Source organism: Streptomyces sp. NPDC000880, assembly GCF_053599675.1.
The window spans coordinates 1-26,125 of the sequence record NZ_JBSFMS010000033.1; the positions used below are offsets into that span (position 1 = coordinate 1).

The 26,125-nt window shown below is 69.7% G+C and carries 29 protein-coding genes and 2 pseudogenes; 8 read left to right on the forward strand and 23 right to left on the reverse strand.

What is annotated here, in order from left to right:
* Positions 1-322: 322 nt before the first annotated feature.
* The 3 genes and pseudogenes from ACWDO5_RS13880 to ACWDO5_RS13890 all read right to left on the reverse strand — a co-directional run.
* Positions 323-1,051 carry an alpha/beta hydrolase gene (locus tag ACWDO5_RS13880; RefSeq protein ID WP_450530503.1) on the reverse strand — a complete coding sequence of 243 codons (729 nt, stop codon included), beginning with the start codon at positions 1,049-1,051 and terminating at the stop codon, positions 323-325.
* Between the two features lie 323 nt (positions 1,052-1,374).
* On the reverse strand, positions 1,375-1,581 hold the full coding sequence (locus ACWDO5_RS13885; protein ID WP_450530504.1) for an alpha/beta fold hydrolase: 207 nt from the start codon (positions 1,579-1,581) through the stop codon (positions 1,375-1,377).
* Between the two features lie 553 nt (positions 1,582-2,134).
* Positions 2,135-2,302 (reverse strand): annotated as a pseudogene (locus ACWDO5_RS13890) (carboxymuconolactone decarboxylase family protein); the annotation flags it as partial.
* A gap of 242 nt (positions 2,303-2,544) precedes the next feature.
* Between ACWDO5_RS13890 and ACWDO5_RS13895 the strand changes: the two are divergent.
* The gene (locus tag ACWDO5_RS13895) at positions 2,545-3,051 is read left to right on the forward strand and encodes a DinB family protein (protein ID WP_450530505.1); all 507 of its coding nucleotides are present in this window, start codon (positions 2,545-2,547) and stop codon (positions 3,049-3,051) included.
* A gap of 20 nt (positions 3,052-3,071) precedes the next feature.
* Here the strand turns inward: ACWDO5_RS13895 and ACWDO5_RS13900 are convergent, their stop codons facing one another.
* On the reverse strand, positions 3,072-5,108 hold the full coding sequence (locus ACWDO5_RS13900; protein ID WP_450530506.1) for a HelD family protein: 2,037 nt from the start codon (positions 5,106-5,108) through the stop codon (positions 3,072-3,074).
* 65 nt (positions 5,109-5,173) lie between these two features.
* Complete coding sequence (locus ACWDO5_RS13905) at positions 5,174-5,782, reverse strand: TetR family transcriptional regulator (RefSeq protein ID WP_450530507.1); 609 nt, start codon at positions 5,780-5,782, stop codon at positions 5,174-5,176.
* A gap of 104 nt (positions 5,783-5,886) precedes the next feature.
* Here ACWDO5_RS13905 and ACWDO5_RS13910 point away from each other — a divergent pair, with 104 nt between their 5' ends.
* On the forward strand, positions 5,887-6,858 hold the full coding sequence (locus tag ACWDO5_RS13910; RefSeq protein WP_450530508.1) for a zinc-binding dehydrogenase: 972 nt from the start codon (positions 5,887-5,889) through the stop codon (positions 6,856-6,858).
* A gap of 48 nt (positions 6,859-6,906) precedes the next feature.
* Here the strand turns inward: ACWDO5_RS13910 and ACWDO5_RS13915 are convergent, their stop codons facing one another.
* The gene (locus ACWDO5_RS13915; protein ID WP_450530509.1) at positions 6,907-7,731 is read right to left on the reverse strand and encodes a TetR/AcrR family transcriptional regulator; all 825 of its coding nucleotides are present in this window, start codon (positions 7,729-7,731) and stop codon (positions 6,907-6,909) included.
* Positions 7,732-7,845: 114 nt separating this feature from the next.
* Here ACWDO5_RS13915 and ACWDO5_RS13920 point away from each other — a divergent pair, with 114 nt between their 5' ends.
* Positions 7,846-8,820 carry an ATP-binding cassette domain-containing protein gene (locus tag ACWDO5_RS13920; RefSeq protein ID WP_450530510.1) on the forward strand — a complete coding sequence of 325 codons (975 nt, stop codon included), beginning with the start codon at positions 7,846-7,848 and terminating at the stop codon, positions 8,818-8,820.
* A 70-nt stretch (positions 8,821-8,890) separates the two neighbouring features.
* On the opposite strand, the gene ACWDO5_RS13925 is transcribed toward ACWDO5_RS13920, so the two are convergent.
* The 3 genes from ACWDO5_RS13925 to ACWDO5_RS13935 form a co-directional block, all read right to left on the reverse strand.
* Positions 8,891-9,991 (reverse strand): phosphotransferase, encoded by a 1,101-nt coding sequence (locus ACWDO5_RS13925; protein WP_450530511.1) that lies wholly within the window; start codon positions 9,989-9,991, stop codon positions 8,891-8,893.
* Between the two features lie 220 nt (positions 9,992-10,211).
* A complete protein-coding gene (locus ACWDO5_RS13930; protein WP_450530512.1) occupies positions 10,212-10,940 on the reverse strand; it encodes an HAD family hydrolase in 729 nt (242 codons plus the stop codon).
* A gap of 142 nt (positions 10,941-11,082) precedes the next feature.
* Positions 11,083-11,991 (reverse strand): winged helix-turn-helix domain-containing protein, encoded by a 909-nt coding sequence (locus ACWDO5_RS13935; RefSeq protein WP_450530513.1) that lies wholly within the window; start codon positions 11,989-11,991, stop codon positions 11,083-11,085.
* A gap of 228 nt (positions 11,992-12,219) precedes the next feature.
* On the opposite strand from ACWDO5_RS13935, the gene ACWDO5_RS13940 reads away from it, so the two are divergent.
* A complete protein-coding gene (locus ACWDO5_RS13940) occupies positions 12,220-12,387 on the forward strand; it encodes a hypothetical protein (RefSeq protein ID WP_450530514.1) in 168 nt (55 codons plus the stop codon).
* 40 nt (positions 12,388-12,427) lie between these two features.
* Here the strand turns inward: ACWDO5_RS13940 and ACWDO5_RS13945 are convergent, their stop codons facing one another.
* The 3 genes from ACWDO5_RS13945 to ACWDO5_RS13955 form a co-directional block, all read right to left on the reverse strand.
* Complete coding sequence (locus ACWDO5_RS13945; RefSeq protein ID WP_450530515.1) at positions 12,428-13,672, reverse strand: GNAT family N-acetyltransferase; 1,245 nt, start codon at positions 13,670-13,672, stop codon at positions 12,428-12,430.
* Between the two features lie 62 nt (positions 13,673-13,734).
* A complete protein-coding gene (locus ACWDO5_RS13950; RefSeq protein WP_450530516.1) occupies positions 13,735-14,700 on the reverse strand; it encodes an asparaginase in 966 nt (321 codons plus the stop codon).
* 63 nt (positions 14,701-14,763) lie between these two features.
* Positions 14,764-15,405 (reverse strand): RsiG family protein, encoded by a 642-nt coding sequence (locus ACWDO5_RS13955; protein ID WP_450530517.1) that lies wholly within the window; start codon positions 15,403-15,405, stop codon positions 14,764-14,766.
* Positions 15,406-15,551: 146 nt separating this feature from the next.
* On the opposite strand from ACWDO5_RS13955, the gene dtd reads away from it, so the two are divergent.
* Positions 15,552-15,977, forward strand: a complete 426-nt coding sequence (gene dtd, locus ACWDO5_RS13960) for a D-aminoacyl-tRNA deacylase (protein ID WP_450530518.1) — start codon at positions 15,552-15,554, stop codon at positions 15,975-15,977.
* A 41-nt stretch (positions 15,978-16,018) separates the two neighbouring features.
* Here dtd and ygfZ read toward each other — a convergent pair whose 3' ends face one another.
* The 3 genes from ygfZ to ACWDO5_RS13975 all read right to left on the reverse strand — a co-directional run bounded on the left by ygfZ (position 16,019) and on the right by ACWDO5_RS13975 (position 18,140).
* Positions 16,019-16,984, reverse strand: coding sequence for a CAF17-like 4Fe-4S cluster assembly/insertion protein YgfZ (ygfZ, locus tag ACWDO5_RS13965; protein ID WP_450530519.1), 966 nt, complete (start codon positions 16,982-16,984; stop codon positions 16,019-16,021).
* 10 nt (positions 16,985-16,994) lie between these two features.
* On the reverse strand, positions 16,995-17,432 hold the full coding sequence (locus ACWDO5_RS13970) for a Fur family transcriptional regulator (RefSeq protein WP_450530520.1): 438 nt from the start codon (positions 17,430-17,432) through the stop codon (positions 16,995-16,997).
* 135 nt (positions 17,433-17,567) lie between these two features.
* Complete coding sequence (locus tag ACWDO5_RS13975) at positions 17,568-18,140, reverse strand: FABP family protein (RefSeq protein ID WP_450530521.1); 573 nt, start codon at positions 18,138-18,140, stop codon at positions 17,568-17,570.
* Between the two features lie 250 nt (positions 18,141-18,390).
* Here ACWDO5_RS13975 and ACWDO5_RS13980 point away from each other — a divergent pair, with 250 nt between their 5' ends.
* Positions 18,391-18,753 carry a DsrE family protein gene (locus ACWDO5_RS13980; RefSeq protein ID WP_450530522.1) on the forward strand — a complete coding sequence of 121 codons (363 nt, stop codon included), beginning with the start codon at positions 18,391-18,393 and terminating at the stop codon, positions 18,751-18,753.
* 40 nt (positions 18,754-18,793) lie between these two features.
* On the opposite strand, the gene ACWDO5_RS13985 is transcribed toward ACWDO5_RS13980, so the two are convergent.
* The 8 genes and pseudogenes from ACWDO5_RS13985 to ACWDO5_RS14020 all read right to left on the reverse strand — a co-directional run bounded on the left by ACWDO5_RS13985 (position 18,794) and on the right by ACWDO5_RS14020 (position 24,049).
* On the reverse strand, positions 18,794-19,060 hold the full coding sequence (locus tag ACWDO5_RS13985; RefSeq protein ID WP_450530523.1) for a DUF3099 domain-containing protein: 267 nt from the start codon (positions 19,058-19,060) through the stop codon (positions 18,794-18,796).
* Between the two features lie 85 nt (positions 19,061-19,145).
* Positions 19,146-19,433: a DUF1416 domain-containing protein gene (locus ACWDO5_RS13990; protein ID WP_018101653.1), complete on the reverse strand. Its 288-nt coding sequence runs from the start codon at positions 19,431-19,433 to the stop codon at positions 19,146-19,148.
* A 29-nt stretch (positions 19,434-19,462) separates the two neighbouring features.
* A complete protein-coding gene (locus tag ACWDO5_RS13995; protein ID WP_450530524.1) occupies positions 19,463-20,308 on the reverse strand; it encodes a sulfurtransferase in 846 nt (281 codons plus the stop codon).
* 163 nt (positions 20,309-20,471) lie between these two features.
* Positions 20,472-20,552 (reverse strand): putative leader peptide, encoded by an 81-nt coding sequence (locus ACWDO5_RS14000; RefSeq protein ID WP_355172694.1) that lies wholly within the window; start codon positions 20,550-20,552, stop codon positions 20,472-20,474.
* 331 nt (positions 20,553-20,883) lie between these two features.
* The gene (locus ACWDO5_RS14005) at positions 20,884-21,633 is read right to left on the reverse strand and encodes an LmeA family phospholipid-binding protein (protein ID WP_450530525.1); all 750 of its coding nucleotides are present in this window, start codon (positions 21,631-21,633) and stop codon (positions 20,884-20,886) included.
* Between the two features lie 169 nt (positions 21,634-21,802).
* Positions 21,803-23,005 (reverse strand): hypothetical protein, encoded by a 1,203-nt coding sequence (locus tag ACWDO5_RS14010; protein ID WP_450530526.1) that lies wholly within the window; start codon positions 23,003-23,005, stop codon positions 21,803-21,805.
* The gene (locus tag ACWDO5_RS14015; protein WP_356228634.1) at positions 22,941-23,195 is read right to left on the reverse strand and encodes a MoaD/ThiS family protein; all 255 of its coding nucleotides are present in this window, start codon (positions 23,193-23,195) and stop codon (positions 22,941-22,943) included. Before ACWDO5_RS14015 ends, ACWDO5_RS14010 begins: the two co-directional genes overlap by 65 nt.
* 33 nt (positions 23,196-23,228) lie before the next feature.
* Positions 23,229-24,049 (reverse strand): annotated as a pseudogene (locus ACWDO5_RS14020) (alpha/beta hydrolase family protein).
* A gap of 222 nt (positions 24,050-24,271) precedes the next feature.
* On the opposite strand from ACWDO5_RS14020, the gene ACWDO5_RS14025 reads away from it, so the two are divergent.
* Together ACWDO5_RS14025 and ACWDO5_RS14030 are read left to right on the forward strand one after the other, a co-directional pair.
* Positions 24,272-25,054 carry a response regulator transcription factor gene (locus tag ACWDO5_RS14025; RefSeq protein ID WP_450530527.1) on the forward strand — a complete coding sequence of 261 codons (783 nt, stop codon included), beginning with the start codon at positions 24,272-24,274 and terminating at the stop codon, positions 25,052-25,054.
* Positions 25,055-25,078: 24 nt separating this feature from the next.
* Positions 25,079-26,101 (forward strand): LacI family DNA-binding transcriptional regulator, encoded by a 1,023-nt coding sequence (locus ACWDO5_RS14030; RefSeq protein ID WP_450530528.1) that lies wholly within the window; start codon positions 25,079-25,081, stop codon positions 26,099-26,101.
* The last annotated feature ends 24 nt before the right edge of the window (positions 26,102-26,125 follow it).

Below are 26,125 nucleotides of genomic sequence, written 5' to 3' on the forward strand. Positions count from 1 at the left end.
CCAGCGGATACCACCCGCCCATCCCCGGACACCGACCCAAACCGGATAAGAAACCGGTCTGAAGATCACTCTCAAACCACGCCGGTGGATCGAGGTTTAGTCAAGCCGCCTGAACCTCTCCGGCTGCCTTCTCACGGGGGTTGTAGTCCCTCGCGCCGCCCCGACCGCCCGGTACCGCCGTTGGCCGGTACCGCCGCGATCGGGGCGGTCGTGCAGCTGCTGGCCAACGCCATCGAGGAGGGCCCGGGCCTGTCGTTGATGAGTGGCGTGCTGGCCGGTACCGCCTACCGTCTACTGGCCTGGCAGCGGGGCCGACCCGTGGCTAGCGCAGATGCCGGGTGAAGAACTGGGCTGCGGCGTCTCCCGCAAACTGCGGGACGCCGGTGTGCCCGCCCATGTTGGCGTGCAGGGACTTCTCCTTGGAGCCGAAGGCGTCGAACAGGTCCAGGGCTGCCTGCCGGTCGTTCCCTTCGTCGTCCCACTGCAGCAGGACATGCAGCGGAATGGTGACCTGCCGGGCCTCGTCGAACATGGCGCGTGGCACGAAACTCCCGGCGAAGAAACCGGCGGCCACGATGCGCGGCTCGACCACCGCAAGCCGGATGCCGATGGAGATCACTCCCCCCGAGTACCCGACTGGGCCGCCGATCTCGGGCAGCGACAGGAGGGCGTCCAGGGCAGCTTGCCATTCCGGGACCGCCTTTTCGACCAGCGGAAGGATGAGGGCGTCGACGATCTCGTCGCCGACCGGCTCGCCGGCCTCCATCGCCCGGCGCAGGTCGGCGCGGACCTGCTCGGCGGCGGCCCAACGGGGCCGGTCACCGCTCCCGGGGAGCTCGATGGTGGCCGCGGCGAAGCCATCCGCCGCGGCGTGCCGGGCCCGCGCCACCAGTCGGGGGTACATCTTGTGCAGTCCGAGTGGGGGGTGGCCAAGCAGGATCAGCGGCGCCGGTGCGGATGCGGGCGTCCACAGGATGCCGGGGATCTCGCCGAGGGTGAATTCGCGCTCGATGACGCCGTCGTCGAGACGCTGTTCAGAAGTGAAGTGCATGGTCGTGCCTTTCGGGAGGGCTCAGAAACGGCGCTCCCGGACGACCTATCGCCCGACCGTGACCCCAGAGGAGAGCACCCAAGTGAATACGTTCACGGGTACCACCTCCTCGTTCTCTCGCACGGCCTCCGCGAAGGTAGCAGTGGTCGCCGTGGTCCGCCAAACGGGTTTTGCGGAGGCTCCGTGGCCGGATTCCACGAAGCCACTCCGCCAAGGCCGTGTGGTTAAGGGCTTCGGGCCTTGGCCCGGGCCTGGTACAGCTGCGACGATGCCGCCACCAAGAGCCTCCGTGGTGGGCCGGGCGCGCCCCGGGCTCCCGTTCATCACGTACCTCCGCCACCATCCTTGGACATCGAAGTAAGTCCGCCCAGGTCAGCTGATTGATGTGGACTAAGTTGATTGTCAAAGGACACCAGGAACGCCGCGGTGGTCGCCACGAACCGGTCGGCATCGTCGAGCCATGGGAAGTGTCCGGCTCCGGGCTGAACGACGAGCTTGGCGTTCGGAAACAGCCCGGTGAACTCGGCCATCGTGCGATGAGGGGCGCTGCCAGATCAACCTCCTCGGCCAGCAGTAGCACCGGTGGCCCGAACAGTGCGAGCGCCGTGCGGGTGGCATGCGGGTCGAAAGCGCCTTCGGCGCCGAAGGCAGTCGCGGCCTCCTTGTTCTTCTGCCCGTCCTCAGCAGCCTGATGGGCTTGAGCCTTCTCGTCCCAGCGGCCGTAGAAGAACGGCGCGATGGCCTGCCAGAAGTCGTCCGTCGCCCTTGCCGGCAGTGATCGCTTCCAAGGCCGCGAACGCCGCCGGGAAGAACGGCTCGTCCTGGCGGAGCCGCGCAGTCTCGCGCCGGAGGTCCGTCCCAGCGTGTCGGTCAGCGAGCCGCCTCCAGCGCGTGCGGGGCCAGACCGCGTACGAACCGGCGTGCCTCCGCGAGGTTCTCGTGGGCGGCGCGCGCCGCCTGGCGCATATGCTCGCGGCTTTCCGCGGGGCCGCGAAGTCCGCTCCTGGTCGGCCAGTCCGCTCCTGGTCGGCCGGGGCGCGGTCACCGTGACAGCTCAAGATGACCGCGCCGCCCTTCGCTCGACTACCAGGTCGCGCCGGCAGGCTGCCTGGTGGTGGCGTTGAGGCGGTTGAAGAGGTTGGTCACACCGATCATCAGGATGATGGCCGCGAGCTGCCGCTCGTCGTAGTGATCGGCGGCGTCGTCCCAGATCTGGTCCGGTACCGCGTCGGGCCGGTCGGCCAGCGTTGTTCATCCGTGCCTGCATGATTGCTCTCCCTCAGGAAGTTAGTCGTCACTACACCGACGGAACCCGACGGGAGAATGTGACCGGCGCACCACACCAACTTTCCGGCGGGGCTCAGCTCTTCACACGCGATGCCCGCATCGAGGGAAGAAGCAGCGCGACGGTGACTGCGGCCACGGCGAACCCGGCGGGGCCCGCGCTGTACCGTCGCCGTCACCGTCACCATTGCCTTCGAAAGGAATCCGCCGTGACCGTCGAACGCGTAGGCCCGCCCCCGACCGCAGGCGAGCGCGAGACGCTGCGTGCCTTCCTCGACTACCACCGCGCGACGCTCGCCATGAAGACCGAGGGCCTCTCCGACGAGCAACTGCGCCTGCAGTCGATGCCGCCCTCCACGCTCTGTCTGCTCGGTCTGGTGCGGCACATGGCCGAGGTGGAGCGCGCCTGGTTCCGCCGGGTGATCAACGGGGAGGACATCCCGTACGTCTGGTCGGACGAGGGCGACTACCAAGTGGCGTACGACGCGGGCGAGTCCACGCGCGCGGAGGCGTTCGAGGCCTGGCAGACGGAGGTCGAGCACGCCCGCCGGATCGAGGAGCGGGCCCCGTCGCTCGACGTGACCGGCTACCAGGCGAAGTGGGGCGAGGACGTGTCGCTCCGGCTGGTGATGCTGCACCTGATCCACGAGTACGCCCGCCACAACGGCCACGCCGACTTCCTCCGCGAGGGAATCGACGGGACGGTCGGCGTCTGACGGACTGCGACCAACACGCCCTATTCCAAGCCGAATTCGGACGGCAGCGGACGGCTGTGCAGCACGTCCAGCCGGGAGACGGCCCGGGTGAGGACGACGTACAGCCGGTGCAGGCCGCGTGCCTCCGCCGCGGTGATCGCCGCCGGTTCGGCGATGACGACATGGTCGTACTCCAGGCCCTTGGCGACCGTCGCGGGAAGCACGGTGACGCGCGCCTCGGCGGCGAGGTCGTCGGCGGCCGCGGTCGCGATGCCCGCCGCCGCGAGCGCGGCGCGCAGCCGGTGCGTCTCCGGCTCGTCCGCGATCACCCCGACCGAGCCCTCGTGGGCCAGCGCCGCCCGTACCGCGTCGACTGTCGCCGCGGCCAGGTCGTCGACCTTACGAATCGTCAACTCGCCCTCCCCGCGCAGGGACCGGCCGAGCGGCACGTCGACGCCGAGCGCAGGGACCAGCCGGTTGGCGAGGCGCACGATCACCGCAGGGACCCGGAACCCGGCCGTCAGCGGGACCACCACCGCCTGCTCCTTGCCGAGGTGCGCCAGCTGCTCGGGCCAGCTGCGGGCGGCCCACGGTGTGGTGCCCTGGGCAAGGTCTCCAAGCACCGTCAGCGAGCCGAATCCGGCCCGGCGGGCGATCGCGCGGCACTGCATCGGGGAGAGGTCCTGCGCCTCGTCGACGACGATATGGCCGTAGCCCTCGGGGCGTTCGATCAGGCCCGCGAGTTCGTCGAGGAGTACGAGGTCGGCCGCCGTCCACTTCGCCGACCTGTACGAGCGCGGGGGCTTCGTCCAGCGGATCGCGTCCCGCTCCTGCGGCGCAAGCAGCGGGTCGGCGGGGTCGGTGAGCAGGGCCGCCAGCACCTCCTCCGGCTGCGTACGAGGCCAGACGGCGTCGACGAAGGCGGAGACCGCGCGGGCCCTGCCGATCTTCTGCACCCAGGTGTTGCTCACCGGCCCGGACCGGCGCTCCGCCTGGAGCTGGATGGCGCGTACGGCGCGGGTGCGGACGCGTTCGCGCCCGACGGCGTACGGCGGGGCTTCCGCGCGCACTTCGGCAACGATCCGCTCCAGCTCGTCGAGCGGGATGCGCCAGCGGTACGAGCCGTCGGGGACGGCGACCGGTTCGGCGGGCGACGCGACCCTCTCGTACAGCGCGCGGTGCAGCACGGCGGCCATCCGAGCATCGTGCTTGACGGCCACGGCGGCGTCGCTGTCCCGCGCCCGCACCTCGTGGCGGGCGATCTCGTCGTCGACGGTCGACTGCCGGATGCCGATCTCGCCGAGCGAGGGAAGCACTTCGGCGATGTACGAGAGGAAGGTGCGGTTGGGGCCGAGGATCAGCAGTCCGCCGCGCTGGATGCGCTGGGGGTAGGTGTAGAGGAGGTACGCGGCGCGATGCAGACCGACCGCGGTCTTGCCGGTGCCGGGGGCGCCCTGCACACAGACGGATTCGGCGAGTTCGGACCGTACGAGATTGTCCTGCTCGGGCTGGATGGTGGCGGCGATGTCGCGCATCGGGCCGACGCGGGGGCGCTCGATCTCTCCGGCCAGGATGGCGCTCGTGGCCGACTCCCCGGCGGCCAGTCGCTCGTCCTCCAGGCTGGTGAGGTCGCCGGGGTCGCCCTTGCTGAACGGGGCCCAGCCGAAGCGGCGGCGAACGGCGACGCCCTGCGGGTCGCGGGCGCTCGCCTGGTAGAAGGTGCGCGAGACGGGGGCGCGCCAGTCGACGACGAGGGGCGGGGCGGAGGGGTGTTCGGTGATGCGACGGCGGCCGATGTGGTAGCTCTGGCCGTCCTGGTGGTCGAGGCGGCCGAAGAAGAGCGGGCTGTCCGGCTCTTCGGCCAACTCCTTGGCCCAACTGCGGAGTTGGTAACCGAGGACTTCGGCGTCGGCGCCGGAGGCGAATGCGTTCTCGCCGGTGACGACGCGGGTGGCCGCGGCGTCGACCATGCCGGTGAGGGCGGCGCGGCAGGCCTCGTGGTAGGTCCGTTCCTGGTTCAGTTCCGGGTTCAAATCCGGGTTCGGATCCTGGCTGAGGTCATCGTCGAGTGCCGTCATTCCGTCGAGAATAACGCAACTTAGTCACATGTTTAACCGAGGCCCGTTAGCGATTCTGTTAGTGACTATGCGAGGCCTTCGCGCAACTGGTCGAAGGCGAGCCGAGCAGCGGCCACGGCGCCCGGGCGGACCGCGTCGGCGCTCTCCCCCGCCGCGATCCGCCGCCAGTTCTCCTCGGCGAGGATCCGCTGTACGGCGACGATCTGGCCGGCGGCCAGCCGCGCGCGAAGACCGCCGCCGAGGGCTGCGGCCAGCGCATCCTCCGACCTGCCCTGGTACGCGTACAGCCGCGCGAGAAGACTTGGCGTCCCGTACAGCAGCCGGTGATAGGCGAGTACAGCCTCGTCGTCGCTGAGTCCGGTCACCGGATCGGACCGCTCCAGGCCGTCGAGGAAGTGCCTGTGCAGGGCGTCCAGCGGGGAGATCCCGGGCGGCCGGGCGGCGACGACGCGGGCCGCCTCGTCCTCGTGGTCGGCGAACCGGTGCAGCGCGAGGTCCTCCTTGGCGGGGAAGTACCGGAAGAGGGTCGGCTTGGAGACGTCGGCGGCGGCCGCGACCTCTGCGACGGAGACCCGGTCGAAGCCCTTCTCGAGAAAGAGAGCGATCGCCGCGTCCGAGATTGCTTGGTATGTCTGCTGCTTCTTGCGTTCCCGGAGGCCCATCTCACCGCTCATGGCTCCGAGCGTACGCACCCACAGCCGACCAGTTGGCCAATTGACCTCAAGCACACTCGAGGTTTCAGACTTCCGGCAAGCTATCGAGTTGAGGAGTGGGCGGCATGCGCGTGGCACAGGTCAAGGAGTTCGGAGGCCCGGAGGTACTGGTCACGACCGAGGTCCCGGATCCGGTGGCGGGTCCGGGGGAGGCGGTCGTCGCCGTCTTTGCGGTGGACACGATTTTCGTGGAGACGCAGATCCGGTCCGGCACCTTCGGCAAGCACTTCCCGGTCCAGCCGCCGTACGTACCGGGCGGCGGCATCGCCGGCACGGTACGAGCGGTCGGCGAGGGGGTGGACGAGGCATGGATCGGCCGCCGCGTGATCACTTCGCTCGGCTTCAGCGGCGGCTACGCGGAGCAGGCGGTGGCCTCAGTGGCCAAACTGGTCCCCGTCCCGGACGGCCTGGAGCTGCGCGAGGCGGCGGCCTTGGTACACGACGGCGTCACCGCGACGGCGCTCCTGGAGTCCACCGGCCTGGGGACGGGCGACCGGGTGCTGATCCTGGGCGCCTCGGGCGGCATGGGCACGCTGCTGGTCCAGCTGGCGAAGGCCGCGGGTGCGGAGGTCGTTGGGGTGGCACGGGGCGAGCTGAAGACGTCCCTGGTACGGGACTTGGGCGCCGACGCGGTGGTGGACGCCACGTCCCCCGACTGGGTCGCCCTGGCCCGTACGGCCCTTGGCCCGTCGGGCGCCGACGTGGTCCTGGACGGCGTCGGCGGCGACCTGGGCCTGGCGGCCTTCCCCCTGACGGCGGACGGCGGCCGCTTCTCGGCCCACGGCGCGGCGACGGGCGACTTCGCCCCGGTGGACGCGGCGGAGGCGGAGCGCCGGGGCATCAGACTGCTCGGCATCAGCGACGTCCAACTGTCGGACGAGGAGTACGTCCGCCTGGCGGCCAAGGCCCTGACGGAGGCATCGGCGGGGCGCCTGCACCCGGTGATCGGCGGCGAGTTCCCCCTGGAACGGGCATCGGAGGCACACGCGGCGATCGAGGAGCGGGGGCTGCGGGGGAAGGTGCTGCTGACGACGTGAGCGGGTGGGGGTGAGGGGGCGGGGAGGGAGCGGGCAACCCCCGCCCCCTCACCCCCGACGCTTGTGGATCAGGACCTCGATCCCGTCCAGCACGCGGTCCAGGCCGAAGCCGAACTCGAAGTCCGGCTCGTCCGGTTCGTACATCACCTCGGACTCCAGCATCCGCGCCACCGCCGGAAAGCGGGCCGGGTCCGCCAGGCGCTTCAGAGTGGTGGCGTACCGGCGCATGACCTCCTCCGGCGAGCCGCCGCTCGCCTCGATCGCTGCGTCCAGGTCCGCCATCAGCAGCGCCTCGTTCCGTACAAAGCCGCTGACCAGAAGGATCACAGAGATCTTCTCGCCCTCACTCAGTCCCGTCTCCTCCAGCGCGACGAGACCCCGCTCCCACCAGGCCACCGAGTTGGGTGTGGCGGGCGGACCCGAGACCGGGATGCGCAGCACCCACAGGTTCCGGTGGAACACCTCGCGCTGCGCCCAGGCCCAGGCCGCGAGCGCCTCCCGCCAGCCACCGCCGGGCTCCGGCGGGGCCGGCGGCGGGCCCCACACCGCCTCCTGCATCAGGATGTAGAGCTCGTCCTTCGCGGCGACGTACCGGTACAGCGACATCGTCGAGACGCCCAACTCCTTGGCGACCCGCCCCATGGAGACCGCCGCGAGCCCTTCCGCCGCCGCGACGCCCACCGCCGCCTCGACGATCCGGTGCAGGCTGAGTCCCGGCTTCGGCCCCTTCGCGGGGCGTTCGCGCAGGCCCCATGCGGCTTCAATGCTGGCGGGCAAGCCGCTCTCGCCGCGAGTACTGCCCGTGCGGCCGGTACCGGTCTTGCCGCGAGCACCGCCCGTACCGGTCTTGCCGCCGCTGCCGTGCGCCGCCATCACTCTCCGCTTTCTCCCGCCCCCCGGCATCTCCCGCCTGACGCACATCCTAGTAATGCGTAACCCTTACACAGTAATGCGTATGTCATACGCAGAAGGGGAGTGCGGCAACCCATGACCCAGTCACCGGCCATCGAGGCCACCGGCCTCACCAAGGCCTACGGAAAAGTCAGAGTCCTCGACGGCGTCGACCTGCGCGTCGAGCGCGGCGCCGTCTTCGCCCTGCTCGGCCCGAACGGCGCCGGCAAGACCACGACCGTGCGAATCCTCGCCACCCTCACCACCGCCGACGCGGGCCACGCGCGCGTCGCCGGGTACGACGTCGTCGACGACCGCGCCCGCGTGCGCCGCGCCATCAGCCTGACCGGCCAGTTCGCCGCGATCGACGAGAAGCAGACGGGCGAGGAGAACCTCCGCATGATGGCCCGCCTCAGCGGCCTGTCCCGCGCGGCTGCCCGCAGCCGCGCGGCCGAACTCCTCGAACGGTTCGACCTCAACGACGCGGGCCGCCGCCAGACCGGGACGTACTCGGGCGGGATGCGCCGCCGCCTCGACCTCGCGGCCGGCCTGGTCGGCGACCCGGAGGTCGTTTTCCTGGACGAGCCGACGACCGGCCTCGACCCGCGCAGCCGTCAGGAGCTCTGGCAGGTGGTGCGCGACCTCTCGACGCGCGGCGCCACGGTCTTCCTCACCACTCAGTATCTGGAGGAGGCCGACCGCCTGGCGGACCGCATCGCGGTCGTCGACGGCGGACGGCTGGTGGCGGAGGGCACGGCGCACGAACTCAAGGCCCGGGTCGCCGGCCACCGCCTCGACCTCGTACTCAACAACACGGCGGCGTACTGGCGGCTCGAGTCACACGCGGTCCACCGCTCCCCCGAGACGCTCACCCTCGGCCTCCCGACGGACGGCACGGCGGCCCAGGTCCGCGCTCTCCTGGACGAGGTCGACCCGGAACGCCGTGACGTGGCGCGCTTCGCGCTGCACACGGCGACGCTGGACGACGTGTTCCTGGCCCTGACCCACACTGCGCCCAGCAACGCCGTAACCGGAGCCTCCGCCACCGGCAAGGAGCCGACCCATGCCTGACGTACTCGCACCCGCCGTGCTCACACCCGCGCTCACGATGACCGGCCGCAGCATCATGAGCGCTCGAACGTCAGCACGCGGACCGTGCCGCCGACGACCGGAACCAGCTCGTGTACGCGGACATCACCTGGCGGAGCGTAGGCACACTCCGCAGGGCCAGCGGTTCCTGTGCCGCCGCCAGGGCCCGTTGGAGCTTCCAGGCCGCGCGCGGCAGCATCCGCCAGTTCGGTTCCGGGCCGGGGCCCAGTGCCAGCGCCGTTCGAATCACATCGGTGAAGACGGACTGCGTCCGCTTGTATGCGAGCAGGTGCGGGAGATCCCGGTGCCAGTTCAGCGAACTCCCCGGGAGGACGCACTCCACCTCCGCCTGCCACAGTTTGGCGATACGGACCTCCTCGCGCTCCGGGTAGCGCATCAGATGGAGGTGGGTGGCCAGCTCGTAGAGCGGATCTCCGATCATGGCGAGCTCCCAGTCGATGGTCCACAGATCGCCAGGGCCGTCCACGATGAAGTTGTGCCAGTGCAGGTCGCCATGGATCAGCACGAACGGGCGGTCCGTGAGCTGCTCCCCTTGCGCCCTGAGCCTCTCCAACGCCGCGCCGCACACGCCGAGCTCCTCAAAGAGCGTGCCGTACCGGTCGGCGTGGCGGACGTAGACCTGGCGCTCGGTGAAGTGGATCAACCGGTCCAGGAACGCGGTCGAGTCGCCGTCCGGCGACCGGTCGTCGGGATGGCAGATACGTTCAACCTTGTCGAACTCATCCGTCTTGATCGCGACCAACTCACGGAAAAGTTGGCAGAGTTGGCCGATGTGCCGAGTCGAGAGCGTCCGGCCGCGCAGCGGGCCGCTGCCGAGCGTCCTGCCTTCGATGAACCCCTGCAGGTGGAAGTCCCCGAGATCGACGCACCCCGGAATCCGCTCGATCCGGTCCTGCAACGCGACGAGCAGGCGCTCCTCGGATTCGAAGCATCTGCGGTCGAACCAGAGCAGCCCAGGACGCGGTTCACGGAGTTTGCCACGCGCGAAGCGTGCGCTCAGCTGGTTCTCGGCAGGGAGTGGGAAGGCGTACGCCTCATGGTGGTACCCCTTGAGAGGCCCCTCGACTTCCTGGCCATCTCTGCTCAGCCCGGCGGCTCGCCGGCGAACCTCGGATGCCTCGTCGACTTTCATCGCTGGTGCCCTCGGATGGTGGTCCGGATCAGTGACTGATCTGAGGAAGTTACACTCCCGGCTGGTGCTGCTGGGACAGCATTCGGCGATGTCACTCTCCGAGCAGCAACGACTCCGCCGCGTTTGACCAGCGCAAATCGAACAGTAGGAGTAGCTGCTCGAGGTACGCCTCACCCCGGCTACCGCTCCTCTCGTGACTCCGAGGGCGCCCAGGAAAAAGTCATTCCCCCCGTGGACCGGGGGTGACGGCCTCGGGAACCGGCAGCAGCTCGGAGATGCTGCCGACGATGACCTGCGCACCTGCGCCCGCCAGCCGTCCGCGCGTCGCCTTGTTACGCGCGTAGCCGAGAAAGGGCACTTCGAGGCTCTTGGCAGCCTCGTAGTCCGCGACCGAGTCCCCGATCATCAGGGATTCGGTCGCGGTCGCGCCGGTGGTCTTCAGCGCCCGTTTGAGGCAGTCCGGATCCGGCTTGAGCAATTGCGGGTCGGGCATACGGCCGTGCACGTGCTCGCCGAAGAACCCCTCGAGCCCCTCACGTTCGAGATACTGCAGCACCGCCCTCGCGGAGTTGTTCGTCGTAATAGCAAGTTTGGTACCGGCTGTGCTGAGCCGGCGTATCAACTCGTCCGCGCCCTCGGTCGCGGTCGCCGTCGCCGCCGCCAGGAGCTCCTCCGAAGTGAGCATCTGCTCCAGCTCCTTCACCACCGCGCCACTCTGCTCCACCCTGGCGGCTCCACTCAGGATGGCCTGAGGGTCGTCAAAGGATTGCCAGGTCACCATCACGTCATCCGGGAAATGCGGCACGGCCCAGGCTCTGAGCCGGTCGGCGATTCCCGGTGCCGGGTGCCGGCCGAACAGGTGACACAAGGGGCCGTCAAAATCGAAAAGGACGCACTTGGCCATGGCGAGGAGTTCGCGCGGGTCTGTCGTCACGTGCGAGTCAGTCACGTCGCTCCGTCCGTCGGGGCAGAGGGCGGCTTGCCTGTGCCGTCACTCCTCATACTGCCCGTAACTGCCGTTGGCAGTAGCGCAGTTGAGGAGGTGCGGAAATGTTCACATCGGTGAAGGATTGAAGCTGGTGCTGCGACGATCAGTTGTCGAGCGTGATCTCCGTGGCGATCGTCCCCCACAGACCATCGAACCACGCCTGTGACTGCGTCACGAAGGCCTCGTCCCTCTTTCCCCCGCCCCGTTCGAAGCGGAAGAGCATCGAATCCATGCCGAGCGCGTCGTAGATCTCGATCGGCGTGTCGTCGAACTGCTCCTCGCGCCGCTTGACGGTGTAGTACGCGAACAGCGCCTCGGAGCCATTGAGCAGATAGAGCTTCGTGGTCGGGGTGAAGGGCAGCGCCTTCAAGGTCACTTCGACGTCGATGCTGCGCGTGCTGCGCAGGACACGGAGGTTGTGTCGCAGAAAAGTGCCTTGGTTGTTGCGGTTGGTCAGCCACTGCTCATGCACCCGTGGGCCGTCGTCGGACTTCTCCTCCGCCGGGCGCGGAAAGGCAAGCTTCAAGTCGCGCGAGGGCACCATCAACCGGACCTTCACCGTCTCGGGCGTGACCTTGCCCGAGCGGATGAGCTGCAGCGGCTCGGCGACCGCCAGGTTGAGGGACTCCGCGGTCAGACAGACCGCGTCGATGCTGACGTGGGGCGCCCCGAAAGCCTCCATGATGCGGGGCCCCAGAGCGGCAGCGGTCTGTTGTGGCTCTCCAGCGGCCTCGGTCCGGCCGGGCGGGAGTTCGGCGATACGGGCCGGGGCCCCCCTGGTCCTGCCGGTCAGCAGCCCGGCGTCCTCAAGGAGCCGCAGCGCCTGCCGGATCACTCCCCGCTCCACGCCGAACTCGTCGGACAGGCTCTCCTGCGTCGGCATCCGGCCACCGGCCTTCATGACGCCGTTGCGGATGCGCTCGCTGAGGATGCCCGCCACTTCGCCGGGCGAGGGCGGCGCGGGTCTGGTGCCGTTCACGGTGACGTTCACTCCACTGCGCTCATGGGTCACAACAGAACGCTACAACTTCCAACCATCTAGCGGAAGTTCATTTGAAGTTGTTTATGAACTGCAACCAAGTGGGGACAACTTCAATGAAGTTGGTCACCAACTCAGTCAAGCTGGTGAAGCGCCGCCGCACACTCCAGCCCACCCGTCCACCGCCGTACGGGTGACGCTCGCGGATCCCGGTCGCTTCCCTTGTGCCGCTCCACTCCCCACCCATGAGGAGGGACAGCCATGCCCTTGATCACCCTCGTAGCCGAGCAGTATGTGCAGTGGCGGTTCGGCATTGTGGCCGCGCTGGGATTCGCCCTGGTGACCATCGGACTGAAGGTCGAGAACGCCACCTGCACCAGCGTCGGCGGCATCCTTGTGGTGCTGCCCGCGGTGCAGGCCGGCGCCTGACCGGCCTGATCGGTCGCTCGCCCGGCCGCTCGCCCGGACGTCAGAAGATGTCCGGGCACCAAGGCCGCCTCGGCGTACGGAACACCCCGTCCGCCACCGCAGCCGCCCCCGGCGTCCCCTCGTCCACGCGGCCCAGTGCCGCCAGCCGGACCGCCGACTCGTCGCCGAGGAACAGCGCACCCAACTCCCGAACGTCCAAGGTCAGATCGGGCGACTCGGTCGAGGGCACGCAGACTGCGCCCTCCGGTGAGGCGTCCAGGCGGAAGCGGCCGCCATCGAGGCCCAACCCGTCGTGAACCTCCAGGACCAGGATCGCGGCAGCCGTGTACGTACGCGCCTCCAGCGCCCGCGCCACATCCAGGATCCGCACCCACAAGAAGTCCGCGTGCGTCAGGATCCTCGCCGCCCGCGGGTCCGGGAGCAGCTGCGGGAGCAGGTCGTCCGGGGCGCGGTGGCCCGACTTGACCGTGGTGATCCAGTCCACCGAGCAGACGTAGTGCCACAGCGCACGCTCCGCCGCCGGCGTCAGCGCGAGCAGTTCGCGTACCGTCGCCGTGTTCAGCGGCTGCTTGGCTTCACCCCACTTGTCGTCCGCCTGGTAGGCGACCAGGCCCTCGACCTCTCCGGACGCCGCGCGGTAGACCGCGTAGAACGGCTCCGTCCACGGCTCGCCCGGCAGCTGCGCCTGGCCCGTGTTGCGCTGCCACCAGCGGTCGTCGCGGCTCACCACGCCCGGCTGCCTGGCCGCCAGCCGTGCATGCATTTCCGGGCCGAGCTTGCGTACGTCCGTGGCGTCCACCAGGTCGATACGGCCGCCGTCATCCGGGCCCGACCAGCGCCGGTCGAGGCCCGTGCGCGGGACGTCGACCGCCCACTCGGTGATCCAGGCGGCGGGACCGTAGCCGTACCGCCCGTAGATCGGGTACTCCGCGGCGATCAGCGTGGACACGATGTCGCCGCGCTCCTTCGCCTCGGCGAGGTCGGCGGTGATCATGCGGCTGAGCAGGCCGCGGCGGCGGTGTGTGGGCGATACGGTGACGTTGGAGACGGCGTTCGCGGGGAGCGCGGCGCCCCCCACCGCCGTGAGTTGCTGCGCGAACGAGCGGTACGTCGCCACACATCGACCGTCGTCGAACGCGCCGCGCACCCGCGGCAGGTCGGTGTGCGCCCTGCGTGAGGTCACCTCTTCGTCCGAGATCACCGGCGGCCGCAGAAGTCCTGTGTTCAGGGCACGCAACCAGTCGGGGTACTCGGACTCGGTGATGACGCGGGTTTCGACACTCATGCGGCCCACGCTAGGCCGAACGCCGACCGGCCCGCATCCGAGTTTCGACCAGGGAAAATGTCTCAGAACGCCGCGCGGATCGCTCCTACCTCCACGCCGCCCCCCAGCAGCGGCATGTGCCCGATCCGGCCCACCACCGGCGAGTCCACTCCCATCACCTCGAGCGCACGGCCCAGCACCGGGCCCAGCGCCCGCGTCGCGCCGTCGTCGACTTTGAAGGCCAGCGCGCGGCCGTCCGCCAGTGCCACCGCCTGGACCGCCTCCGCGCCCATCTTGGAGAGCGCGCCCGGCACCTCGCGCATCAGCCAGGTGTCGGGGCGGCGCGTGCCCGCCACGTACTCGGGGTGGGCACGCATCGCGTCCGCGACCCGGCGCTCGGCCGAGCCCGGCTGGGCGAGCACGAAGTGGCGGAAGGCGCGCGCCAGGCCGGTCAGGCTGATCGCCATCAGCGGTGCGCCGCAGCCGTCCGTGCCGACGGCCGCGACCCGTTCGCCGGACGCGTCCTCGACCACCGCGTGGACCCGCTGCTGGATCGGGTGCGCGGGGTCCAGATAGTTCTTCCGGTCCCACCCGTTCAGCGCGCAGGCCGCGAGCATCGCCGCGTGCTTGCCGGAGCAGTTCATGGTGACCCGGTCCCGGACCTGGCCCCTGGCGAGATATGTCTCGGCCTCGACCGGGTCGAGCGGCAGGTGCGGCGGAGTCTGCAGTTCGTCCGCCGACAGTCCGTGCTCGGCGAGCATCTTGCGTACGAGATCGAGGTGAAAGCTTTCGCCCGAGTGGCTCGCTGCGGCCAGCGCCAGGCGCTCGCCGGAGAGGTCGAGCCCGGCCCGCAGTACGGCGGCGGCCTGCAGGGGCTTGCTGCTGGAGCGCGGGAAGACCGGCGCGGACGGGTCCCCGAGTGTGAGTTCCACACTGCCGTCCGCCGCCAGGACGACGAGCGACCCGCGGTGATAGCCCTCGACAAAGCCGGAACGTACGACTTCGGCGAGGACGGGGGGTATGGCGGTGCGGTCGGCGGTGGAGCTCATCGTCGGCCTTCCGGGGCAGGGACCCGCTCCCGGAAGGATCGGCTCCAAGGAATCGGAACCGCTTCAGGTAAGCAGGTCGTCCACTTGTGCTTCGCCTTCACGGTACCTGCGGGCGATCTCCGCACTGCAGTCGTCGGCCGTCCGCTGCAGCAACTGACGGCGGCGCGAGACCTGCTGCTCGTAGCGGATCAGCCGCCCCATGGCCGCGTCCAGCTCCTCGTCCGTACGGGCGTCCAGGTCGGAGAGCTCGACCTCGGAGAGCATGTCGGCGGCCAGTCGCCGGTACTCCTCGCTGTGCGGCGTGGAGAGCGTCACATGGCGGGCGGACGAGCGGTGCCGCGAAGGCGCGTCGGCCAGGATCTCCGACAGGCGGTCTACGACCGGGGCCTCCGGAAGAACCGGGGTCTGAGGGTCGCTGCGCCGGGCCAGCTCGGCCCGCAGAATGTCGATCCGACCCTGCAGCAGCCGCCGCACATAGCTGAGGTCCGCCTCGTCGCGGTGCGAGTCCCGGCGCAGCGTGCGCAGCTCCGGCAGTCGCAGCGTGGGGAGTTCGTGTTGCGGGGGTTCCGGCAGGCCGCCCGTGCCGCGCTGCAGTGGCGGCCGCGCGGCACAGGCCATGGCTGTCGGCAAAGCGGGAATCGACGTGGAAGCCGATGCGGGAATCGATACGGGACCGGGCGACTGCCCGGCGCCAGATGTACTCATATGCGTTGTCCGTCCCCTCGACCGGTGCATGGGTCTCCCCAGGCCCGAAGGGCCTGGGGGAAGCACCGCCTCGTTGCATCGTGCCACCCCGGAACCTCCCGACGCAGGTGCTCTGCACCCGTTCAGCCCCAGATAGGTTGGTCTGTATGCGTGCAGTGGTGCAGAGGGTCGACGGCGCGAGCGTCGTCGTGGCGGGCGAGACGGTCGGCGAGATCGTCGGCGAAGGGCTGTGTGTGCTGGTGGGAGTCACCCACGAGGACACCACGGAGAAGGCGGCGCAGCTGGCCCGCAAGCTCTGGTCGGTCCGGATTCTGGAGGGCGAGAAGTCCTGCTCGGATGTGAATGCGCCCTTGCTGGTGATTTCGCAGTTCACTCTCTACGGGGACGCCCGCAAGGGCCGCCGCCCCACCTGGAACGCGGCGGCAGCCGGCGATGTGGCCGAGCCGCTGGTCGACGAGGTGGTGGCGCAGCTGCGGGCGCTGGGGGCGCGTGTGGAGACGGGCCGCTTCGGGGCGGACATGCGGGTCTCGCTCACCAACCACGGCCCGTTCACGGTGATCGTGGAGATCTAGCGCTCGACGACCGGCTCAAGGCCTGGCGACCGGCGACCGGCTCAGGGCTCGACGACCGGCTCCTGCGCGGCCGCCGTGTCGCCCGCCAGCAGCTCCGCGTCCACCGGCACATTGCGCTTGATCAGCGCCAGCGCGATCGGGCCGAGTTCGTGGTGGCGGGCGGACGTGGTCACAAAGCCCAGCTGACGGCCCTCCGCACCCTCCGACGCGAGCCGGACCGGGGTGCCCGGGCCGGGCAGGTGCACCTCGCTGCCGTCCAGGTGCAGAAAGACCAGCCGGCGCGGCGGCTTCCCCAGGTTCTGGACGCGCGCGACGGTCTCCTGGCCGCGGTAGCAGCCCTTCTGGAGATGAACGGCGCTGCCGATCCAGCCCAGCTCGTGCGGGATGGTGCGGTGGTCGGTCTCGAAGCCGACACGGGGGCGGTGGGTCTCGATGCGCAGTGCTTCGTACGCGAGGATTCCGGCGACCGGGCCGTTCTCGGCGGCGTACGACTCGAGGTCGGCGCGCGGCAGAAACACATCGCGGCCGTACGGGGTCTCGCGTACGACAGCGCCGTCCGGCACCTGCGCGATGGAGCCCGCGGGTAGGTGCACGACCGCGAACTCCTCGGTGCGGTCGGCCACGTCGACCTGGTAGAAGAACTTCATCGAATCCAGGTAGCCGATCAGCGCCTCCTGCGTGCCCGGCTCGACGTGCGCCCAGACCGTCTCGCCGTCGTCGACGAGATACAGTGCGTGCTCGATGTGGCCGTGCCCGGAGAGGATCAGCGCCTCGGTGGCCTGGCCGGCCGGGAGGTCGCTCATGTGCTGGGTGAGCAGCAGATGCAGCCAGCTCAGCCGGTCGTCACCGGTGACGGTGACAACACCGCGGTGCGAGAGGTCGACAAGGCCGGTGCCGTCAGCGAGGGCGCGCTGCTCGCGGAACAGATCTCCGTAGTGCGCGGCCACACCTTCGTCGGGTCCTTCGGCGGCCACGGCACCGGGCAGGGACAGCAGGGGACTTTTCATACAGGTAAGCCTACGACTCGGTAGTTGAAGCATCAGCAGCACACGTCTTGCAGCGGCCGAAGATCGCGAAGTGCTTCATGTCCGTCTCGAAGCCGAAGGTCTCGCGCAGTTTAGCCGTGAAGTCGGCGGCGACTGCGACATCCGCCTCGATCACGTTCGTACAGTCCCGGCAGACCAGGTGGAGATGGTGGTGGCGGTCCGCGAGGTGGTAGGTGGGGGCGCCGTGCCCGAGGTGGGCGTGGGATACCAGGTCGAGCTCTTCGAGGAGCTCCAGGGTGCGGTAGACGGTGGAGATGTTCACGCCGGACGCGGTCTTGCGGACCTCGGAGAGGATGTCGTCGGGCGTCGCGTGCTCAAGGGTGTCGACGGCTTCGAGAACAAGCTGGCGCTGCGGGGTCAGCCGGTAGCCGCGCTGCCGCAGATCGCTCTTCCAGTCGATGCTCACCACGCGTCCAGTGTAGGCGGGGGCTGAGCCACGGGGACCCCCCGAAGTGTCGCTCGGCAACAGACCCGCCCCCTATGCCCTGGCGCGCGTAGGGGGACCCGTGAGAAGGAGGACGAGCGGGCCTGAATCGGCCTCGGGTTACTTGAAGAAGGTGATGCCGTCGTCGGGGAGGTCGCCGAGGTCCTTGGCCCACGCCTCGACCTGCTCCGGGGAGACGACCTTCTTCAGATGCGCCGACATGTACGGCCGCAGCGGGACCTCCGGAGTGGACTTCTCGCCCACCCACATCAGGTCGCCCTTCACGTAGCCGTAGAGACGCTTGCCACCGCTGTACGGGCCCGAGGCCGCGGTGCGCGCCACCGCGTCCGTCACCAGGTCGATCTGCGGCTTCTGGTCGGCGAGCTCGCCGTACCAGATCTCGACGACGCCCTGGTCACGGGCCATGACGACTTCGATCTTGCGGTCGGAATCGATACGCCAGTAGCCGGACTCGGACTCCAGCGGGCGGACCTTCTTGCCGTCGGCGTCGAGCACCCACGTGTGCGAGACGTACTCGACGAAGTCCCGGCCGTCGTGACTGAAGGTGACCTCCTGGCCGAAGTTGCACTTCTCGGCGCCGGGGAAGTCGGATACGCCCACGCCCTCCCAGTTGCCGAGGAGGAAGGCGAGGGGGACGAGGTCCGGGTTCAGGTCGGACGGAATCTCGATCATGAGAGCTCTGGCGATCTGTAGATACGAGTGTTACTAGCGCTGACCCTGGTACAGCTTCTTCACGGTCAGACCGGCGAAGGCGGCGACGCCGACGCAGACCAGGACCAGCAGGGCTTCGAAGAATGCCACAAGCACGGGTGCTCCTCGGGATGAGCGATGGGCGGGAAAAGGGCCGTGCCCAGCCTAATGGGTGGGGGCCGCGCCCTGACTGCGAGGTGTGTGCGACGGGCCGCCCATTACAGTTCGGTGCATGGCGAAGAAGCTCGTGATCAAGGTGACCGCCGGCGCGGACGCGCCCGAGCGCTGCTCGCAGGCCTTCACGGTGGCGGCAGTCGCCGTGGCCAGCGGAGTGGAGGTGTCGCTCTGGCTGACCGGCGAGTCCGCGTGGTTCGCGCTGCCGGGGCGGGCGGCGGAGTTCGAACTGCCGCATGCGGCGCCGCTGCCGGATCTGATCGAGTCGATCCAGGCCGCGGGGCAGATCACGCTGTGCACGCAGTGTGCGGCGCGGCGCGACATCACGGAGAAGGATGTGCTCGACGGCGTACGGATCGCGGGCGCGCAGGTCTTCGTCAGCGAGATCATGCCGGACGGCGTCCAGGCCCTCGTCTACTGACGGCGCTCAGTTCCTCGCGGCGCTCAGTTACTGGCGGCGCTCATTGGTTGTTGCGGCGCTTCTTGCCGTCCAGCTCGTCCCACCACTCGTCGGACTTGGGGTCCCCGGACGGGTCGTCCCACCAGCGGTCGTCGGGCCCCCGCCGGTTCGCGACCATCGCGGCGAACGGTGGGATGACCATGGCGACGACGCACATGCCGACGGCGACGGGAATGGACCACAGGCGCACCACGGCCCAGGCGGAGACGAAGAGCGCCAGGCACGTCCCCATCAGCAACAAGTAGGCGTGGCGACGTCGCGCGTACATGCTTCAAGCGTACGACCGAAGGGCCGCACCCCGTTCAGTGGCGTCCAACCCCTGGGGTGCGGCCCTTCGGCCGGTACGTGGTGAATCAAACGGCGATGGCTACCTCAGCCAGGCCGCCGGTCTGCGCGACGACAGTGCGGTCCGCCGTGCCACCCGGAACGAGAGCGCGCACCGTCCACGTGCCCTCGGCCGCGTAGAAGCGGAACTGTCCGGTCGCCGAGGTCGGGACCTCGGCGGTGAACTCGCCCGTCGAGTCCAGCAGGCGGACGTAACCGGTGACGGGCTCGCCGTCACGGGTCACGCTGCCCTGGATGGTCGTCTCACCGGGCTTGATCGTCGAAGCGTCGGGGCCGCCGGCCTTTGCTCCACACATAGGGGTCGTCCTTCGGGGTCAGAGGGGGGTTACTTGTTGGCGCCGAGCTCGATCGGCACGCCGACGAGGGAGCCGTACTCGGTCCACGAGCCGTCGTAGTTCTTGACGTTGTCGACACCGAGCAGCTCGTGCAGGACGAACCAGGTCAGCGCGGAGCGCTCGCCGATGCGGCACAGGGCGATGGTGTCCTTCGCCAGGTCGACCTGCTCGTCCTCGTAGAGGGCCTTGAGCTCGTCGTCCGACTTGAAGGTGCCGTCGTCGTTGGCGTTCTTGGACCACGGGATGTTGCGGGAGGTCGGCACGTGGCCGGGGCGCTGCGACTGCTCCTGCGGCAGGTGGGCAGGGGCGAGCAGCTTGCCGCTGAACTCGTCGGGCGACCGGACGTCGACGATGTTCAGGTTGCCGATCGCAGCCACGACCTCGTCACGGAAGGCGCGGATCGAGGTGTCCTGGGGCTTGGCCTTGTACTCGGTCGCGGCGCGCTCGGGCACCTGAGCGCCGTCGACGAGGTCGCGGGAGTCCAGCTCCCACTTCTTGCGGCCGCCGTCGAGGAGCTTGACGCTGTCGTGGCCGTAGAGCTTGAAGTACCAGTACGCGTACGAGGCGAACCAGTTGTTGTTGCCGCCGTAGAGGACGACGGTGTCGTCGTTGGCGATGCCCTTCGCGGACAGGAGCTTCTCGAAGCCCTCCTGGTCGACGAAGTCACGGCGGACGGGGTCCTGAAGGTCGGACTGCCAGTCGATCCGGACGGCGTTCTTGATGTGGTTCTTGTCGTACGCAGAGGTGTCCTCGTCGACCTCGACGATGACGACCTTCGGGTCGTCGATGTGGGCCTCGACCCAGTCGGCGTCTACCAGTACGTCGCTGCGGCTCATGCTCTTTCTCCTCCGGGGCAGTGTGCGGCGGGTGATGCGAAGAGGGGGTTGTGCAGGTACGCGAACGCGCGGCGTACGGCACAGGGTGTGGCCCTTGGGGTCCCCCCGGACGAAGTCCGGCGGAGGCCAATGGGCCCGGGGTATACGGGAGTCGAGCTCCCGCTCAGAAAGCGCGACAGAGCATGGCGGCGACGCGGCACAGGTCTACTGCCCGCCGCTTCGTGAGATCCGCCTGTCGCTTCATGTGTCCGATCGTAGGGACGAGTCGGCCGCAATGTCACCGGCGTGTCGGATACTGAGACGCGATCATCCATTATGTGGGACAAGAGAAGCCCGGACGCTCCGTGCGAGTCTCGGGGGCGAATTGCACCTGGCCGCCTTCTACCCAGCGGACAGGGCCGTCTCACCATGCGGCCGAGTGCAGCGAGCGTACAGAGGAAATTGCCTCGCCCCCGCCCCTTCGCGCTGCTGCCCTCGACCTCCCCCGGACTTCCGGGGGCCCAGGCGGGCTGAACTTGCAGCGAGGGGTGCGGTCCAGCCGGCCGGCGAGGGGCGGGTCCAGGCCCTGTCCGGGCCTAGCCGGCCAGCGAGACGTTCGTACCCGTACCCGCGAACCGCAGTCCGGCATCCGTCGCCTCGACCTTGTCGAGCTTGATGCTCGACGGCATCCCGGCGATCTTCAGGTCGTAGTCGACGGCCTTGCGCAGCGTCCCGTCGAAGCCGGGGACCGGCAGCTTCGGCAGCTCCTGGGCCCTCAGCTGAACCGTGCTGCCGCCCGTGAGCGCGACCGTGCTGTACGCGCTGACCGTGCGGCCCTTGAGCAGCCCCTGCACAGCGCCGGGGACCGGGACGCCCGCGCCTTCGAGCAGGTCGGCGAGCGGTCCGGTGACCTTGACCTGACCCTTGGCCGCCCGGTCGGGTCCCGCGTAACTGATCGTGGCGCCCTTCGGCGCGGCCTTGGTCAGGTCGGCGTAGGAGATCCGGGCGGAGCCGTCGGCCCGGTCCGCGACGGCGGAGGAGAAGCTGCTGTTGATCCGTACGCTACGCAGCTCTGCCCTGACCTCGGTGACGTTGACCGCGTGGCCGCCCGCTGTGGCGGTGATGCCGGCCAGGCTGACGTCCACCTCGTCGAGCACCTTGCCCACCACCTGGGTGAGGAAGGGGAAGCCCTTGATCGAGATCTTCGGGGTCGAGCCCAGTCCCTGGCTGCTCTTGATCTTGTCGGCGGCTTCGGATTCCGCCATGTTGACCGCTATCCGGTCGGCGGCGACAAAAATGCCGCCGATGATCACGGCGATGATCAGCAGTATTCGCAGTGCGCGCATTGCTCGGTGTCCCCCACCCTGGTCCGTCTGGCCCCCCGTGACGCCCGCGAGCCTAACCAGTCCGGACGACGCCATGCCTTGAATGATCGACGTTTGGGTGGGGTCCTTTGGTTCCCGCCGACGGCACAGGGCCGCCCGTCACGCAAAGGGCTCATCACACCCGGGCCCGTCACACCAGGGCGCGGCCGATCAGGTAGACGGCGGGGGCCGCGGCGGTCAGCGGCAGGGCCACGCCCGCCGTCATATGGACGAAGCGGGACGGGTAGTCGTAGCTCGCGACCCGCAGCCCGATCAGCGCGCAGCCACCCGCGGCGAGGCCCAGCAGCGCGCCCTTGGCGCCCATGCCGGTGAGGCCGCCGGCCGCGATGCCCGCACCGGCCGCGGCCAGCAGTGCCACGGCGACGGACGCGACGCCCGGCAACGGCAGGGCACGGGCCAGGACGGCCACGGCGACCGCGATCCCGCCGACCACAACAGCGTCGTCGGGACCCGCGAGATGCCCGGTCGCGAGAATCGCGAGGGCGGCGGATGCGACGGTCGCCATCAGGCCGTACATCCTCTCGTCGGCGCCGGCGTGGCTGCGCAGCTGCAGTACGAGGGTGAGCAGCACCCAGACGCCGAGGGTGCCGATGATCGCGGCGGGGGCGTTCTCCCGGCCGACGGAGAGCAGCACGGCGTCGGCGGCGAGTCCGCCGGCGAAAGCGAGCGCAATGCCCTGGCGGGCGGGCCACATGCCGTTCAGCCGGAACCAGCCGGCCGCGGTGACGGCCTGCAGCAGGACAAGCGGCACGAGCAGGGCGTACGGGCCGATGGCCGCGCCGCCGGCGAGCAGCAGTCCGAGCGCGGCGGTCAGCCCGGCGGGCTGCATGCCCGGCGCGATGATCGGCGAGCGTCCTTCGGCGCGGGCGCGCTGGGCGTCGGTGATCCGGGCGTTCCCGACCGTGGGGGCGCTGTGTCCGGCGGCGGCCGGGTCGACCACGGGCTCGTACGCGGCGGGCCCAGTCGTCGGGAGCGGGGCCTCGGGCGGCAGCGGGTACGCGGCCGGCAGCGGCAGATACGCAGTGTCCGGGGCGTCGGCGGCCTGCGTGGGCTGCACGACCGGCTGGTACTGGGTGTCCCAGGTCTCGGCCTGCCAGGTCTGGGCCTGCCAGGCCTGGGGCGCGCCCGGGTCGCGCGGCTCCGGGTAGCCGGGCTCCTGGTGGGGCGCCTGATACGGCTGCTGGTGCTGCTGACCGGCGTACTGGCCCTGGTGCGGCGGCTGCTGCTGTCCGTACGGATACTGCTGATCGCTGCTCATGATGTGCGGTTCACCCTCCTGCGAACGGCGGGAGCACCTCGACCGTGCCGCCCTCGGCAAGCCGTACGGTCTCATGGCCGCGAGTCCCGACGGGGTCACCGTCGACGAGGAACGAACACCGTTGCAGTACGCGCGTCAGCTCCCCCGGGTGCCGCTCGCGCACGGCGTCGAGCGCCTCGGCGAGCGTGCCCGCTGCGTAGGGCTCCTCCGCGATCCCGGCCGCTGCCTTGGCCGCGGCCCAGTAACGGATCGTTCCCGCTGCCATAACGGCACTCCTTTCGTCGGCTTCCATGATGAGCTACTCGGTGACGAGCCAGTCCGCGAGGCGGCCGAGCAGCTCGTCGTCCGCCGCGTTCCCGGCATGTCCCATGCCTGGCTCCAGCCACAGCTCGGCCGTTCCTTCCCCGGCCGCGGCGGCGAGCATGCGCGGGTGGTCGAGGGGGAAGTACGGGTCGCGGTCGCCGTGGACGATCAGCAGTGGGGTCGGGGCGATCAGCGGCACGGACTCGACCGGGGAGAGGGGGATCGGGTTCCACTCCTCGGGGTGGATCCGGGTACCGAGGCCGTAGCGGCCGACGAGCCGGCCGAGGGGTCGGGTGACCACCCAGTGCAGCCGCCGCATCGGGGCCGTACCGCGGTAGTACCAGCGTGCGGGGGCGCTGACGGCGGCGACCGCGTCCGTACGCGCCGCCTCGGTGCGCCCCCCGTGCATCGCAGCGTGCCGCAGCACCACCGAGCCCCCCAGCGAGAAACCAACCGTCACCACGCGGCTGTGACCGAAGGGCGCGCGCCCACTTCACCGCGGCCGCCAGATCGAGCACCTCGCGGTCGCCGACCGTGGAGCGGCGTTCCGGAGGCTCCGTGCCCCCGGAACGAGAACGTGACCACGGCCGCACGCTGCGCGAACGCCCCCGCCGCCCGGCGCACCGCAGGCCGGTACACAGACCCCGTGAAACCGTGCGCGACGACGATCGCAGTGTCCGTGACACCTGCCGTACACGCCTCGTACACGGCCTCAACTCGGACCCCGTCCTCCGTAAGGAGGATCGTCCGACGCGGCTCCTGCGTGAACGAGGGAATAATTGATCTGCGGAAAGACCCCTCGGCCTCGGAACTCATGTGGGTTATTCTGCTTGGCAGAGGACTCGGGCAACGTAGCCCCCGGGTCCTTTTGTGTTTCCCTGCCGTTGTTACAGGCAGGTGAACAAAGGCTCTCAGGGCGATGAGGGAGCCGCCGTACGAAGCAGTGCCGCAACGTCCTCGCAGGGACCGAGGAGGAACCGACGTTATGGGCGAGCGAACCGTGCACAACCGAAAGACGACCCGGGCAGGTGGGGCGCGATGAGCTCTCTGCTGCTCCTGACCAATGCCCTCCAGCCGTCGACGGAGGTGCTTCCCGCCCTCGGACTGCTTCTGCACAACGTGCGGGTGGCCCCCGCCGAGGGCCCGGCTCTCGTCGACACCCCCGGTGCCGACGTGATCCTGATCGACGGCCGCCGCGATCTGCCGCAGGTGCGGTCGCTGTGCCAGCTGCTGCGCTCCACCGGGCCCGGCTGTCCGCTGATCCTCGTCGTCACGGAAGGCGGCCTCGCGGCCGTCACCGCGGACTGGGGCATCGATGACGTACTGCTCGACACGGCGGGTCCCGCCGAGGTCGAGGCGCGGCTGCGACTCGCGATGGGCCGCCAGCAGATCACCACGGACGACTCCCCGATGGAGATCCGCAACGGCGATCTTTCGGTCGACGAGGCGACGTACAGCGCGAAGCTGAGGGGGCGGGTCCTGGACCTGACCTTCAAGGAGTTCGAGCTGCTGAAGTACCTCGCGCAGCACCCGGGGCGGGTCTTCACCCGCGCGCAACTGCTCCAGGAGGTCTGGGGCTACGACTACTTCGGTGGTACGCGCACGGTCGACGTGCATGTACGGCGGCTGCGGGCGAAGCTCGGCCCGGAGCACGAGTCGCTGATCGGGACCGTACGCAACGTCGGCTACCGCTTCGTCGCGCCGGAGAAGGTCGAGCGCGCGGCCGATGAGGCCAAGGCAAGGGCGGCGGCGGCTCCGGTCCCCCCTACGGAGGATCCGGCGGAGGATGAGGAAGCCGCCGTACGCCCTGCCCAGAGCTAGGTCACCCCGCGTAGACTGCCGCGCGTGGCCAAGGTGACGCGAGACGATGTGGCGAGACTGGCGGGTACGTCGACCGCGGTCGTCAGCTACGTCATCAACAACGGACCCCGGCCGGTTGCCCCGGCCACGCGCGAGCGGGTGCTCGCCGCGATCAAAGAGCTGGGTTACCGGCCGGACCGGGTTGCCCAGGCGATGGCTTCGCGGCGCACCGACCTCATAGGCATGATCGTGCCGGACGCGCGGCAGCCTTTCTTCGCGGAGATGGCGCACGCGGTGGAACAGGCCGCGGCGGAACGCGGGAAAATGGTTCTCGTCGGGAACTCCGACTACCGCGACGAGCGCGAAGTCCACTATCTGCGGGCCTTCCTCGGGATGCGGGTCTCCGGGCTGATCCTGGTCAGCCAGGGCCCGAGCGAGCGGGCCGCGGCGGAGATCGAGGCGTGGGACGCGCGGGTCGTTCTCCTCCATGAACGTCCCGAGGCGATAGACGACGTCGCAGTCGTCACGGACGACATCGGCGGCGCGCAGCTGGCGACGCGGCATCTGCTGGAGCACGGGCATCCCTATGTGGCCTGCCTCGGCGGCATGGAGTCGACCCCGGCGGTCGGCGACCCGGTGGCGGACCACGTCGAGGGCTGGCGCAGGGCGATGCTGGAGTCCGGCCGCTCGGTGGAGGACCGGCTCTTTCAGGCCCCGTACAACCGCTACGACGCGTATCTCGTCGCCCTGAAGCTGCTCTCGGGTCCGGACCGTCCGCCGGCGATCTTCTGCTCGACGGACGACCAGGCGATCGGCGTCCTGCGCGCGGCGCGTGAACTGCGGATAGACGTCCCGGGCGAGCTGGCGGTGGCAGGCTTCGACGACGTCAAGGAGGCGGCGCTCACGGACCCCCCGTTGACGACGATCTCCTCGGACCGCCCGGCGATGGCGCGGGCGGCGGTGGACCTGGTCCTGGACGACGGCCTGAGGGTGGCGGGGTCGCGCCGGGAGCGGGTGAAGCAGTTCCCATCGGGCTTGGTGATCCGCCGGTCGTGCGGGTGCGGTTAGCCTCCGGCGGGGGTGCGGGTCTTT